The organism is Microbispora sp. H10830, assembly GCF_014161375.1.
In the GTDB taxonomy this organism is placed as follows: Bacteria; Actinomycetota; Actinomycetes; order Streptosporangiales; family Streptosporangiaceae; genus Microbispora; species Microbispora catharanthi.
In genome coordinates this window covers 304,666-317,526 of record NZ_JABBWX010000002.1, presented here as the reverse complement: position 1 = coordinate 317,526, position 12,861 = coordinate 304,666, and the positions used below count along the sequence as shown (strand labels likewise).

Sequence of the window (12,861 nt, the reverse complement as noted above, 5' to 3'; positions counted from 1 at the left end):
AAAGTTATCCTCACAGGAGGATGCCGACCGCGTCGAGCGAGGTGAGGCCGTGACCGAACGCAAGCCCCTCGGAGTGAGTTTCGAGTCGTGGATCGACCGGCAGATCCGCGAGGCCACCGAGCGTGGTGAGTTCGACGACCTGCCGGGCGCCGGCAAGCCCATCCCCGGCCAGGGCAAGCCGCACGACGAGATGTGGTGGATCAAGCAGAAGATGCGCGCGGAGAACCTGTCGTTCCCGCTGCCGGGGACGCTGGCGCTGCGCAAGGAGGCCGAGGAGGCGAGGGCGGAGGCGCTGGGCGCGCGCACCGAGGCCGAGGCGCGCAGGATCATCGAGGAGATGAACGCCAAGATCCGCGACAGCTACCGCAAGCCCCTGTCCGGGCCGCCGGTCGTGCAGCCGCTCATCGACGTGGACGAGGTCGCCGCCGAGTGGCGGGCCCTTCATCCGGTCGCCGAGAAGAAGCCCGCTCCGCCGAAAGACCCGAAAGACTCGAAGCGCCCGAAGCGCTCCTTCCTCCGGTGGTTCGGCCGCCGCTGACCCGCCCGGTCCGCGACCTGACGAAAGTCAGGTGAGGACCTCCCGATCGCCCGCTGTGCCGCCCCTCCGGCCGCTCGTACCGTACGTGACCTGCGAACGGAAAGAGCTCGGAGGGGAAACACGGTGCGCATGCGCGAAATCGCCGCGACCGCCGGTCTGGCCGGTGTGCTGCTGCTCACGACGGGAGCGACGGCGGTGGACGCCGCAGCGCGGGCGGCACCCCCGGACGGACGGCCCGGCCTGACCGCGGAGTCCGTCGACCGCTACGTACGCGACTACATCCGGCGCACGGACCTGCCCGGTGCCGTCGTGACGGTCGTCAAGGGCGACCGGGTCGTGTACGCCGCCGGGCACGGTGACACGGCCGGCGGCGAGGCGATCACCGCGGACACCCCCATGCCGCTCGCCTCGCTGTCGAAGTCGTTCACGGCCCTGGCGGTGCTGCGCCTCGCCGACGAGGGCAGGATCGACCTCGACGCGCCGGTTCGGCGATATCTGCCCGAGTTCACCATGGCCGACGCCCGGGCTGAGAAGATCACCGTACGGCAGCTTCTCCAGCAGACCTCGGGCATGAGCGACCGGACCTTCCCCGAGCTGACGCTCCCCGCGCCGGACGACCTCAAAAGCGCCGTCGCGATGCTCAGGACCGCGCCGCTCGCCGCGGCGCCGGGCACCAGGATGATCTATCACAACCTCAACTACGCGGTCGCGGCGCGGCTGGCCGAGGTGGTGTCGGGGACGCCGTTCGCCGACTTCATGGCCGCCACGCTGTTCACGCCGCTCGGCATGACGTCCACCCGGACGGTGGACACCACGGAGGAGCTGCCCGGCGCGGGCGCCGGATACGTCCGCGCGTACGGCCAAGTGATCGAGCGCGCGCACCCGAAGTGGTTCGTCAACGGCTCCTACGGGGTCGTCAGCACCGCCGACGACCTGGCCAAATGGCTGATCACACAGAACGGCCACGGCGACGCCCTCTCCCGGGACCTCGTCGAAACCACCCAGACGCCGTCCGGCGTGGGCGGCAGCACGTACGGCATGGGGTGGTCGGCCGAGCGGACGGCCGGAGGGGCGCCGATGCTGCGGCACACCGGCTGGCTGCTCACCCACAACTCCGCGCAGACCCTCCTGCCCGGGGACGAGTGGGGCATCGCGGTCGTCACCAACACCGGGATGATCTCCGGCGACGACGCGCTGATCATCAGCGACGGCCTGGTGGACCTGATCGAAGGACGGCCCGACGCGGGCGCGGTGCCCTTCACCACGGAGGCGGACCCCTGGCTGGGTGGCCTTTCGCTGCTCAACCTGGCCCTCGGCGTGGCCGGAGTGCTGCGCTCCCGCCGCTGGGCCGGCCGCCGCGCACACCGGCGCGTCTGGCGGGTGATCGCGCGGCTGGTCCCCTACGCGCTTCCGGTCGCGTTCTACCTGGGGCTGGCGGAGCTGGCCGGGGTGCTGCTGAACCGGGTCGGCACGCTGGACCAGCTCACCTACGTCTGGCTCGCGCTGTACGTCTGGGCCGCCACCGGAGCGCTGGCCGCCGTCGCCGTCGTGGCCGCCCGCCTCGTCCACGCCGTACGCCTCCGGCGACGGGCCGTTGATAACGTCCACACATGAGGGGTAGGGCGGATTTTGGGCAGAATGCGATGATCCGCGTCCTGCTGGCGGACGACGAGGCGCTGATCCGCGCCGGCATCGCGAGCATCCTGGCCACGGCCGGCGACATCGAGGTCGTCGCCGAGGCGGCCGACGGGCACGAGGCCGTCGACCTCGCCCTGCGGCACCGTCCCGCCATCTGCCTGCTCGACATCCGGATGCCGCGGCTCGACGGGCTCAAGGCCGCCGCCGAACTGCGCCGGGTCCTCCCCGAGGTCGCCGTCGTGATGCTCACAACGTTCAACGAGGACGACTACGTGACGAGCGCGCTCGGTTCCGGCGCGTCGGGTTTCCTCCTCAAGTCGGGCGACCCACGGGAACTGATCGCGGGGGTCCGCGCCGTCGCCGCGGGTGGCGCCTATCTGTCCCCCGCCGTCACGCGGCGGGTCATCACCCGCCTCCGGGCACGCCCGCTCGGCACGGAGGCCGCCGCCCGCGCCCTCGTGGACGAGCTCGGCGACCGCGAGCGCGAGGTGCTCGCACTGGTCGGAGCCGCCATGTCCAACGCCGAGATCGCCCGGCGCCTGCATCTCGTCGAGGGCACGGTCAAGGGGTACGTCAGCCAGATCCTCACCCGTCTCGGCCTCCGCAACCGCGTCCAGGCCGCGATCCTCGCGTACGAGGCGGGTCTCGTGGCCGATGCTCCGCTCGGCCGGAAGGCGTGAGGCGGTGCGGCCGTCCCGTCTGCTCGACCTCGGGCTGTGGCTGGCGGTGTGCGCGCCGCCCGTCGCGCTGGCCGTCGATGACGGCGACGCCCGGCAGGTGGCGGCGGCGGCCGTGGCCGTGCCGCTGTTCGGGGCCGCCACGGCAATGAGCCGGAGGTGGCCGCTGGCGGCGCTCGCCGTACCGGTGGCGGTGAGCCTGGCCCTGGACGTGCAGATGTTCGGCCCCCTGTCCTGGACGTGGGCGGCGCTGGTGGTCTTCGGCTACCTGGCCGGGCACCGGATGGCGACCGCCCGGCCGGCGCTGTGGTTCTTCGCGGCCGTCGCCTTCGCCGGGCTGCCGCTGTCCGCGTTCGTCCTGCGCGACCTGTGGGGCTGGCCCACGCAGCTCATCACGCTGCTGCTCGCGGTGGTGGTGCCCTGGCTGGTCGGCCGCTGGCGCCGCCAGCACGCCGAACTGGTCCGCACGGGCTGGCTGCTCGCCGACCGGCTGGAGCGCGAGCAGCGGGCCGTCGCCGACCGTGCCCGCCTGCGGGAGAGGGCGCGCATCGCGGGCGACATGCACGACTCGCTCGGCCACGACCTGACGCTCCTCGCGGTGCGCGCCGGCGCCCTGGAGCTCGATCCGGGCCTGGACTCGCGGCAGCAGACGGCCGTACGCGAGCTGCGTGAGGCCGCCGCGGCCGCGACCGAGCGGCTGCGCGAGATCATTGGCGTGCTGCGTGCGGACGACGACGAGGACGTCGCCGCGCCGCCACGTGAGGAGAGCGTCGAGACGCTCGTCGAGCGCGCCCGCGACTCCGGTGTGCCGATCGTCGTCGAGCACCCGGACGACCACCCGGGCGAGCACCCCGACGACCACCCGGGCGACATCGAGGGACTGCCCCCGATGACCGCGCTCGCCGTGCGCCGCGTGCTTCAGGAGGCCCTGACGAACGCCGCCAAACACGCTCCCGGCGCGACCGTACGCGTCCGGCTCGCGTCCGACGACGGCGTCGTCACGCTCCGCGTGGTCAACGACCCCGCCCCGGCGGCGGCCCCACCGGGCGTGGCCTCGGGCGGTTCCGGGCTCGTCGGGCTGGCGGAACGGGTGCGCCTGGCGGGCGGCGTCCTGCGGGCCGGCCCGGCTCCCGGCGGGGGTTTCGAGGTCGCCGCCGAACTGCCCGTCACCGGCGTCCGGGCGGCTCACGAGCAGGTGCGGACAGCGGCCGGCCCCGGCACGCCCGAGACCACGGCGACCCGGGAGCTGCACCTCGCCCGGCGGCGGGTGCGGCGGCGTCTGGCGCAGGCGGTCGGGATTCCCGCGGCCGTGCTAGCCGCGATCTTCACGCTCCTGGTCCCCTTGCACTTCGTCAGCTCGTCGTTCTCCGTCCTCGACCCGGCGACGTACGAGGGGCTGAAGGTGGGCGAACCACGCGACGACGCGCGGTCCCGGCTGCCCGCGTTCACCAGGGACGGCCCGCCGGACGGCACTCCGGCTCCACCACGCGGCCAGGACTGCGTCTACTACACCATGAAGACCGATCCCGACCGCGCCTACCGCCTGTGCTTCGCCCGCGACCGGCTCGTCTCGAAGGCCGTCGTGCCCACCCCGTGACGACGCGGGTTTCAGCAAGATCCAAGCCGGTTCCAGGAGCGCGCCGCGATCCTCTTGACATCGGCGGCGTCCCGCTGCCGGAGGACAGGAACGCGGCGAACGGCCATGGCCCCGGTTTTGTCGGCGGCGGCTGCCACGATGTCGCGAAACGACCAAGGGAGCCCAGGTGCCCGATCGTCTCGCCCCCTTCCGGTGGCTGACGGCCCCGGCGACGGACAACGTGCGCAACCCGCTGGGCGACATCTTCACCGTGTCGTTCTTCCACGGGGTGGAGCCCGCCGATGTCGCGGCCCGTTTCGAGCCCGCCGGAGCGGCGGTCCGCTCGATGAGCTTCGGCGAACTCGACGACGAGGTCGCGGAGTTCATCGAGGAGACCGACGGCGGCGACGGCGGCGGATACGTCGGCATCACCCGGATCGGCGAGTGGAGCATGGCGATCGAACCGTGTGGCTGGCACACCGCGCTGGGCGAGAACCTGGCGCGCCTCGCGCAGGGATGCGAGGCGGTGGCCGTCGGACGCCACGACTACGCCGAGCACAGCTTCCTGTACGCCGCGGACGGCGAGATCCTCACCGCCTTCACCCCGCACGCGTCGGTCAACCGCTGGGGCAGCGACCCGGATCGGCTGAAGGAGCCGATGCGCAGGGTCGGGCTGCCGTTGACCGCCACGACCGGCAAGGCGGCCTGGGACACCCGGTGGGACGACGCGCTCCCCAAGGCGTTCGCGCTCGCCGCCAGGATCACCGGGGTGACCCTCGCCCCGGACTCCTTCGACGGGCCGCTGCTGGTCACCTCCATCACCGAGTGGTCCCAGGTCTAGGCGTCTTGTCGGAGGGCTCTGCTACACACGGGTCATGACCTCACCCGCCGCCCAGCAACTCGGCATCGTGCCGTCCGTGTACGCCGTCCAGCACCTGCCGCAGGCCACGTTCCCCGAGGACGACGACTGGATCGCGCTCGTCCGCGCCCCGGAGGGCCTCACCGTGATCCGCGAGGCCTGGCCGACGGGGTCCGGCGACCGGTGGATCGGCCTGTACGGCGGGGGCACGGGGCACGAACTCGACGTCCCGGGCATGCTGGCGGCGATCCTGAACCCCTTGGCCGAGGCGGCCGTCCCGGTGTTCGTCGCCTCGACGTTCCACGCCGACCTGGTCCTCGTGCCCGAGCCGAGGATCAAGCAGGCGATCACGGTCCTGGAGGAGGCGGGACACCGGGTGGACACCCGCCACCTCCGCACACCCGACTCGTAGCGCTCGACGTCGTCGGTCATCCGGGTGTCCCGGACGGCATGCGAACCGTATGTCTCAGCCGGGACTCACCCGATCGGGTTCCAGCCGTCGGATCCGGCCAGGTACTTCTGCGGCGTGTAGTTGGACGCCTGGGAGTCGCTCATCTGCGGACGGTTGGAATTCACCGTGGCGCCCGCGCCGGTGTTCTTGTACTCGAAGAAGCGGGCGTTCTTCCAGGAGTTGCCGGACATGTCGGTCCAGGGCTGGGAGATCTTGATGGTCGAGCTGAGCGACGACTCCCGATAGAGCACCTGGGCGTTGGGGCCCCAGGGCCTCCCCAACTGGGTGGTGTTTCCGGCCGCGCCGGTGATGCGGGACCGGTAGACGAGGAAGCCGTAGGTCTTGGCGGCGTCGGTCCTGGCGGCGGTGATGGGGGCGCCGCTGCTGCGCTTTTCGTAGATGTCGCAGTCGTTCAGAACCGCGGTGCCGCCGCCGAAGATGAAGTCGACGGTGCCCTCGATGTAGGAGCTCTTGACGTAGGTGCGGGCGGAGTCGTTGATCAGGAAGGTGTCCTGATCGCCGAGCAGGCGGACGTTCGACAGGACCGCCCGGTCGGCGTTGAGGTTCAGCGCGACGGCCTGCTGGTTGACGGTGGTGCCGTCCTCCACGTAGTCGTTGGAGATCGTCAGGTTCGTGAGGGCGGAGTCGTGGCCGTTCACGAACGCGGTGGCGCTGTTGAAGGTGCCGCCGTTCCCCCCGGCGTAGTGGTTGTCGACGATCACGACGTCCCCGGGCGACGAGCCCAGGCCCTGCAGTGTGATGTACGGCTTGTTCGTCGGGATCGTGACGATCTCCCGGTACGTGCCCGGCTTGATCGTGATCACCTTCCGGCTGGAGTTGCCCGAGGCCACCGCGTCGATCGCCGCCTGCACGCTCCGGTACGTGCCGGTCCCGTCGGCGGCCACCGTGGGCTTCCCGCTGGTGGGCGACGGCGAGGGTGAGGGTGAGGGGGAGCGCGTGGGTGAGGGTGAGGGGGAGGGTGAGCGTGTGGGCGAGGCCGAGGGCGAGAGTGTGGGGGTGGGTGACGGTGTGGGTGAGGAGGTGGTGGTGGAGCCGGTGCAGGTGACGCCGTTCAGGGTGAAGGAGGCCGGTGTGGGGTTGGACCCCGACCAGGTGCCGTTGAAGCCGATGGACACCGATCCGCCGGTGGGGATGGCGGCGTTGTAGTCCACGTTCGTGGCCGTGACGTTCTGCCCGCTCTGGCTGAAGGTGGCCGACCATCCGGTGTCCACCTTCTGGCCGCTGTCAGGGAAGGTGAACCCGAGGGTCCAGCCGTTGATCGCGCTGCCCAGGTTCTGGATCGTGATGGCGGCGGTGAAGCCACCCGGCCAGTCGTTGGTGGTGTAGGTCACGGCGCATCCGGTCGCGGCCTGCGCCGTTCCGGTGGTGGTCACGCCGGCCAGGGCGGCGGCTGCGGCAAGGACGCCGATCAGTCCGGCGCCTGTTCTGGTTCTGCTTTTCAAACCCGAGCTCCTTGCAGGTCGTGCAGGGCCCCTGACCGAGGATTGATTCCTGGCCCCACAAGGGTTTCATGCACCTGAACAACGTTCATCTACAGGAACATCGCGCATCAAGTTACGAGCCCATCGATCACCGGTCAACGACACGCCACGACGGCTTTCCGCGTACGACGGCTCTCACTTGCACAGGGACCACAGAAGACGACGGACGGGATCCAGTACCGGCTGAAACTTTCAGGGAGGATATTGAAAAGTTAGGACGCACCCCGCCGTCCGCTGACGGCTTTCGCCTCGAGCCGCCACCGTCCCGGCATGCCGGGTCACGGCATCAGGGGCAGCTTTCCCACGATCTTGTCGACTCGGTTGCGCGGCCCGACCACGCCGACCGCGTAGTACTCGACGTCGTCGGCCGTGGTCTCCTTCATCGTGGCGAGGTAGTCGGCGTAGACCCGCGTCCGCTGGGCCGCAGCGGGCATGTCCGCCACGAAGCACCCGGCGGACGACGCGGCCTTGGCACGGATGACGCGCAGCGTGGCGGCGTCCGCGGCCAGCACCGAGCAGCCCGCCCACGGCAGGCCGGGGTGGGCGCCGCCGTCGGCGTCCACCGCGTCGTCGCCGAGGAGCCCGGTCACCGTCGCCGAGGTCGCCGCGGCCACGCAGACGGCGGCGTTCACGGCACGGCCCGCGGGAAGGTCGCGGTCGACCACGATCACCCACTTCAGGCGGGCCGCCCGGGTCGGGAGGGCCGGGTCGATCTCCTCGGGGGCGAACCCGACACCCGAGGTCGTCTGTTCGTCGGCCATCATTCGGTCCTCCTGTGCATGCGTTCGGGCGTACGCGCTTGATGCTAGGCACCCGTACGATCGAGCTGCAAGGAGTCCGTATTTATATCGGAAGTAAGGGCGTGCGGGCGGGCATGGACGAACTTGATAAGGCGATCCTGGCGGAACTGCAGTCGGATGCACGGAAGACCAACCGTGACGTCGCCGCCTCGGTCGGGGTCTCGCCGACCACGGCACTCGACCGCACGCGGGCGCTCCGTCAGCGCGGCGTCATCCGGGGAGCGATCCTCGACGTCGACCTGGCGGAGATCGGGCGCCCGGTGCAGGCCCTCATCGCCATCCGCGTGCGTCCCCCCTCACGGCGCAACATCGAGGGCTTCCGCAACTGGGTCAGCGCGCTCCCCGACACCCTGGGCGTCTATGTGACGACCGGCACAGAGGACTTCATCGTGCACGTGGCGGTGCCGGACAACGCCAGCCTGTACGCGTTCGTGATCGACAAGCTCACCGAACGGCCCGAAGTCGCCGACGTCCGCACGTCGATCGTCTACGAGCACATCCGCAACACCCGGATCAGCCCCGTGTGAGAGCGGCATCGGCCCACCCTTCGGACACCTCGCCGGCGCACGTGCCGCAGGCGCTCCCCGGCCTCGGCGCCTACCGGGGCGCGGGGCTTCTTCGAGATCGTCCTGTTCGGCCGGGCGGGAGCGTTCCGACCCGGGCCCGCACGGATGACCGGCGGCACGCGTTCGGCGGGTGCCGCCTGCTCGTCGCTCTGTCGTCCAGGGGACGTACCATGATCGGGTAAACGGCCTGGGCAGGGCCCGCATGACCATGTTCCGCGAGTCAGGGGGGAGCCACCGGATGGGCCTGCACATCGAGAGTAGATCGTCCGACTCGCCCTACATCGAGCGGGTGTGGCGTAGCAGCAGCCGTGACGTGGAACAGATGACGGCGGTCGCGACGGCCCATTGGGACCTGGTCTTCTGGGAGCACCGCAGCCAGGTCAGCGCCTCCGTCCAGGGGCCGGAGACGAGGGCGAGCCAGGCCCCCGTTCCCGAGGAGGCCACGTTCTTCGGGATCAGCTTCTCCCTCGGCACCGCGATGCCCCATCTTCCCCTCGGCCGGCTCGTGGACGGGTCCGCGGAGATTCCCGACACGACGCACAGGTCCTTCTGGCTGAAGGGCTCCACCTGGCACCTGCCCGACTGGGACAACGCCGAGGCGTTCGTGCAGCGGCTGGTGCGCGAGGGTGTCGTGGAGCGCGACCCGCTCGTCGCCGCGGTGCTCCGCGGCGCGCCGCCGGACGTGTCCGAACGCACCGTGCAGCGGCGCTTCCAGGCGGCGACCGGGCTCACCCGCGGCGCGGTCCGGCAGATCGACCGCGCCAGGCGGGCGGCGGTCCTCATCCAGGAGGGCGTGCCGGTCCACGACGTGATCCACCGGCTCGGATACTTCGACCAACCGCACCTGGCTCGGTCCTTGAGCCGTTACATCGGGCGGACCGCCACGCAGCTGGGCGATCGGAAGCCGACGCAACCGCTGTCACTCCTGTACGCGACCTGACCGCCCGCCTTTCAGAAGTGCGTGGTGACGCCGAACACCGCGCGCAGGCTCGCCATGTCGTGCAGGTCACGGTCGCGGGGATCGTAGCCCTGGTGGAAGGCGACCTGCTGACCGACGGACAGGCAGCGCACCCGCACGCCCTCGATAGTTCCCGTGACGAAGGCCGCGGCCGGGTAGTGGAGCGCCGCGCCGCGGTCGTCCAGGTGCTGCACGGCCGAGCCGTCCTCGGCGACGTGCAGCGGATGGAGATCGAGCTCGTGCCCGTGGCCGTCGGTCATGACGAACCTGGCCGGCCGCCCGGGCACCGCGCCGGGCCGCTCGACGTACCCGGACGACTCCAGCTCGCCGATCACCAGCCGCTCCTGTTCTGCCCGGTGGAGCAGGTCGAGGTCATGATGGTCCCGGGTGACGCGTCCGACCAGGACGTCGATCCCCCAGCCGCCGGCGACCCAGACCTCGCATCCGGCGGCCTCCAGCGCGTTCAGCACCCGCAGCATCTCGCCGATCGGCAGCACCGGTCCCGCTCCCCTCAACTCGATCTTCGAGCCACGCTACCCCCCGCGGAGCCGGGACAGCACAGGGGACGGGTCAGGGCGTGATGAGCACCTTCAGCGCCTGACGGCCCGCCATGGCACGGTAGCCGTCGGGCACCTCCTCCAGGTTCACGGTGCGGTCGAACACGCGACCCGGCTCGATCGTGCCGTCGAGCACGCCGAGTCCTCGCTCACCGGCAGCCTCACCGGCGTGCCCTGCGCCTGCGGCACGCGCACGGCCTCGCCCTGGCCGCCGTTCCTGGCCCACATCCCGCCATGCCGGCACGACGTCTGCAGGCCCTCCGAGCAGAAGTCGCAGGTGTTGTCGGACCAGACGAACGGCGCGACCACCACGTCGCCCCGGTTCAGCCCGCGCACCTCGGAGCCGGTCTCCTCGACCACGCCGAGGAACTCGTGGCCGATGCGGTCGCCGTGCTCTGTGGCGGCCCGCGACCGGTAGGGCCACAGGTCGCTGCCGCAGATGCAGGCGCGCAGCACCCGCACCACGGCGTCCGTGGGCTGCTCGATCACCGGGTCGGGCACGTTCTCCACCCGCACGTCGCCGGCGCCGTCAATCAAGGTCGCTCGCAGGGCAGCCTTCCGTCTCTCGCGTTCGTGTCACCGCTACCCGGAAACGGCCGGCGCTCGCCCAGATCCATCAAGTTCGGCCAGGTCACAGGTTTGTGCCAAGGACTCACGATGCCGGTCACTACGCTGGGAGCGAGCACGCCCGACCGCCGTGCCCATGTCGAGAGGACCTTGATGACCGAGCCGTCCCGATCCTGGCCCCGCCTGCTCGCGACGCTCCTGCGGGGGCACGATCTCGACGCGGACGACACCCGATGGGCCATGCGGCAGGTCATGGACGACGCGGCCGATCCCGCCCAACTCGCCGGGTTCCTGGTCGCCCTGCGGGCCAAGGGTGAGAGCACCGCGGAACTCCGGGGCATGCTCGACGCCCTCATGGAACGGGTCGTACCCCTGCCCGTCGACGGCGCGGAGGTCGTCGACATCGTCGGCACCGGCGGCGACGGCGCCCACACCGTGAACGTGAGCACCATGGCGGCGATCGTCGTGGCCGCCGCCGGCACCCCGGTCGTCAAGCACGGCGGCCGCTCTGCATCCAGCAAGGCCGGTGCCGCCGACGTCCTGGAAGCCCTGGGCCTGCCGCTCGATCTCACGCCCGACGACATCGCCCGGTGCGTGCGCGACGTCGGCATCGGCTTCACCTTCGCCCCGCGCTTCCACCAGGGGCTGCGTTACGCCGGTCCGGTGCGCAAGGCGCTCGGCGTCCCCACCGCCGTCAACTATCTGGCGCCGCTGACCAACCCCGCCAGTCCCCGTGCCGCCCTGGTCGGCTGCTCCAATGCCGCCCTCGCCCCGGTCCTGGCGAACGTCCTCGCGGAACGGGGCGCGAGCGCCCTGGTCGTGTGCGGGCAGGACGGCCTCGACGAGATCACCACCGCCGCGCCCACGAGCGTCTGGATCGCCGAGAGCGGCGGCGTCCGGCAGGAGATACTGGACGCCGCCGGCTTCGGACTGGCCCGCAGCGCGCAGGACGCGCTCCGGGGCGGTGACGCGACCTACAACGCCTCGGTCGTCCACCGGGTCCTGGCCGGTGAAGCGGGCGCCGCGCGTGACGCCGTCCTCGCCAACGCGGCCGGTGCCCTCGCCGCTCATCGCGGCTTCGGCGGGGGCCTGCGTGACGCCTTCGCGACCTGCCTGGAGGACGCGCGCCGCGCCGTCGACAGCGGTGCCGCCGCCACCACCCTCGAGAGCTGGCTGAAGCTCGCGTCGTCCCTGGCCGGCCGGTAGCGCACGATGACGGCGGCGTACAGCCGGGCCAGGCCGCGGGCACTGCCCACGCCGACCCGCGGAATCGGCTAGGGAAGTCGCTCGCGAAGAGCCAGCCACTGGTCAAGCACTCTCATTGCCGGCCTCACCGACAGACGATGACGAATGGCCTGGGCCGGCGCCAACAGGTTCTTGCACTGACGGAGGGCCAGAATCTCCGCGTGGGACCGCTGTCGCCAGCGGGGGGCCCATTCTGCGGCGTCTTCACATCGAAGAGGAAGGGCCGCAAGGATGTCCGCGGCGAGGGCATCGGGGTTCACGAGGGGTGAGCCCGTGGGGTCCAGGTTATCGATCATCCATGCGCGCAGGTGGAATCGGTTCGTGTTGGCGGCGACGGCGTCCAGGCCGGCGTCAGCAGCGCACCCGGGCGGCGATGGTCTGCGCGCACGCCAGGGACTCCGTGTGCGTGGTGTCCACCACGAGGTCGTAGACCACGCCCTCGTGAACCACCTCCGCCTGCAACGCCGCCATCCCCCTGACACGGTCGCCCCGCGCGATCTCTCGCCCTGCGGCGACCGCGCTGTCGCACCTCACACCGACCCAGAGCACCTCAAGCCCGGCAAGGACTTTCTGCCAGCGTTGCTGGGACGCCGCTCCGCCGAGGAACACGTCGTCCACGATGACCCGGGCGCCCGCGATGGCCATCGCGGCGATCCCCGTCGTCCACGCCGCATCCAGCGCCATGAACGCCGGCCCGACATCGACCCGCCCGTCCGATGCGAAAGTGATCCCCGCATCCGATGCCCGCATGGAGGCAGGCATCGCATCGACCATGGTGTCGACCGAGAGGGCAAGCCACGGATCCGGCAGGACCGCCTGCAGGCACCGGGAGATCCCCGACTTGCCCGAACTGGAGCCGCCGTTGAGGACAATCACCTGTGTCGCCACCGCGCCACCCTAGAGGGCGGCCCTGCACCTCTCAAACGG

Annotated in this window: 14 protein-coding genes; 9 read left to right on the top strand and 5 right to left on the bottom strand. The window is 71.2% G+C overall.

What is annotated here, in order from left to right:
• The first annotated feature begins 49 nt into the window (after nt 1-49).
• The 6 genes from HHX35_RS06285 to HHX35_RS06260 all read left to right on the top strand — a co-directional run bounded on the left by HHX35_RS06285 (nt 50) and on the right by HHX35_RS06260 (nt 5,700).
• Nucleotides 50-538: a DUF1992 domain-containing protein gene (locus HHX35_RS06285; RefSeq protein ID WP_182897946.1), complete on the top strand. Its 489-nt coding sequence runs from the start codon at nt 50-52 to the stop codon at nt 536-538.
• Between the two features lie 129 nt (nt 539-667).
• Nucleotides 668-2,152: a serine hydrolase gene (locus HHX35_RS06280; RefSeq protein WP_259404882.1), complete on the top strand. Its 1,485-nt coding sequence runs from the start codon at nt 668-670 to the stop codon at nt 2,150-2,152.
• Nucleotides 2,153-2,181: 29 nt separating this feature from the next.
• Nucleotides 2,182-2,856: a response regulator transcription factor gene (locus HHX35_RS06275; protein ID WP_182897944.1), complete on the top strand. Its 675-nt coding sequence runs from the start codon at nt 2,182-2,184 to the stop codon at nt 2,854-2,856.
• A 4-nt stretch (nt 2,857-2,860) separates the two neighbouring features.
• Nucleotides 2,861-4,450 (top strand): histidine kinase, encoded by a 1,590-nt coding sequence (locus HHX35_RS06270; protein WP_220505092.1) that lies wholly within the window; start codon nt 2,861-2,863, stop codon nt 4,448-4,450.
• A 166-nt stretch (nt 4,451-4,616) separates the two neighbouring features.
• Nucleotides 4,617-5,270: a DUF6461 domain-containing protein gene (locus tag HHX35_RS06265; RefSeq protein WP_182897942.1), complete on the top strand. Its 654-nt coding sequence runs from the start codon at nt 4,617-4,619 to the stop codon at nt 5,268-5,270.
• A gap of 34 nt (nt 5,271-5,304) precedes the next feature.
• Nucleotides 5,305-5,700 carry an ACT domain-containing protein gene (locus tag HHX35_RS06260; protein ID WP_182897941.1) on the top strand — a complete coding sequence of 132 codons (396 nt, stop codon included), beginning with the start codon at nt 5,305-5,307 and terminating at the stop codon, nt 5,698-5,700.
• Nucleotides 5,701-5,765: 65 nt separating this feature from the next.
• On the opposite strand, the gene HHX35_RS06255 is transcribed toward HHX35_RS06260, so the two are convergent.
• Nucleotides 5,766-7,202: a pectinesterase family protein gene (locus HHX35_RS06255; protein WP_220505091.1), complete on the bottom strand. Its 1,437-nt coding sequence runs from the start codon at nt 7,200-7,202 to the stop codon at nt 5,766-5,768.
• A 317-nt stretch (nt 7,203-7,519) separates the two neighbouring features.
• Nucleotides 7,520-8,005, bottom strand: a complete 486-nt coding sequence (locus tag HHX35_RS06250) for a DUF2000 domain-containing protein (protein WP_259404821.1) — start codon at nt 8,003-8,005, stop codon at nt 7,520-7,522.
• 110 nt (nt 8,006-8,115) lie between these two features.
• Here HHX35_RS06250 and HHX35_RS06245 point away from each other — a divergent pair, with 110 nt between their 5' ends.
• Both HHX35_RS06245 and HHX35_RS06240 read left to right on the top strand, forming a co-directional pair.
• Nucleotides 8,116-8,568 (top strand): Lrp/AsnC family transcriptional regulator, encoded by a 453-nt coding sequence (locus HHX35_RS06245; protein WP_139573774.1) that lies wholly within the window; start codon nt 8,116-8,118, stop codon nt 8,566-8,568.
• 277 nt (nt 8,569-8,845) lie between these two features.
• Nucleotides 8,846-9,547, top strand: coding sequence for a helix-turn-helix domain-containing protein (locus HHX35_RS06240; protein ID WP_182897940.1), 702 nt, complete (start codon nt 8,846-8,848; stop codon nt 9,545-9,547).
• Between the two features lie 11 nt (nt 9,548-9,558).
• Here HHX35_RS06240 and HHX35_RS06235 read toward each other — a convergent pair whose 3' ends face one another.
• Nucleotides 9,559-10,062 carry a nucleotidyltransferase domain-containing protein gene (locus HHX35_RS06235; RefSeq protein ID WP_220505090.1) on the bottom strand — a complete coding sequence of 168 codons (504 nt, stop codon included), beginning with the start codon at nt 10,060-10,062 and terminating at the stop codon, nt 9,559-9,561.
• Nucleotides 10,063-10,209: 147 nt separating this feature from the next.
• Complete coding sequence (locus HHX35_RS06230; RefSeq protein ID WP_259404820.1) at nt 10,210-10,659, bottom strand: alcohol dehydrogenase catalytic domain-containing protein; 450 nt, start codon at nt 10,657-10,659, stop codon at nt 10,210-10,212.
• 120 nt (nt 10,660-10,779) lie between these two features.
• On the opposite strand from HHX35_RS06230, the gene trpD reads away from it, so the two are divergent.
• Entirely contained in the window at nt 10,780-11,895 is a 1,116-nt protein-coding gene (trpD, locus tag HHX35_RS06225; protein WP_310738915.1) for an anthranilate phosphoribosyltransferase, read from the top strand.
• Nucleotides 11,896-12,285: 390 nt separating this feature from the next.
• Here the strand turns inward: trpD and cpt are convergent, their stop codons facing one another.
• Complete coding sequence (cpt, locus tag HHX35_RS06220; RefSeq protein WP_182897939.1) at nt 12,286-12,822, bottom strand: chloramphenicol phosphotransferase CPT; 537 nt, start codon at nt 12,820-12,822, stop codon at nt 12,286-12,288.
• Between the last annotated feature and the right edge of the window lie 39 nt (nt 12,823-12,861).

Excerpts from the sequence above, each read along its gene's own strand:
- HHX35_RS06280 (WP_259404882.1), top strand. The coding sequence starts at position 668 with ATGCGCGAAATCGCCGCGACCGCCGGTCTGGCCGGTGTGCTGCTGCTC.
- HHX35_RS06275 (WP_182897944.1), top strand. The coding sequence starts at position 2,182 with ATGATCCGCGTCCTGCTGGCGGACGACGAGGCGCTGATCCGCGCCGGC.
- HHX35_RS06260 (WP_182897941.1), top strand. The coding sequence starts at position 5,305 with ATGACCTCACCCGCCGCCCAGCAACTCGGCATCGTGCCGTCCGTGTAC.
- HHX35_RS06250 (WP_259404821.1), bottom strand. The coding sequence starts at position 8,005 with ATGATGGCCGACGAACAGACGACCTCGGGTGTCGGGTTCGCCCCCGAG.
- HHX35_RS06245 (WP_139573774.1), top strand. The coding sequence starts at position 8,116 with ATGGACGAACTTGATAAGGCGATCCTGGCGGAACTGCAGTCGGATGCA.
- HHX35_RS06240 (WP_182897940.1), top strand. The coding sequence starts at position 8,846 with ATGGGCCTGCACATCGAGAGTAGATCGTCCGACTCGCCCTACATCGAG.
- trpD (WP_310738915.1), top strand. The coding sequence starts at position 10,780 with ATGCCGGTCACTACGCTGGGAGCGAGCACGCCCGACCGCCGTGCCCAT.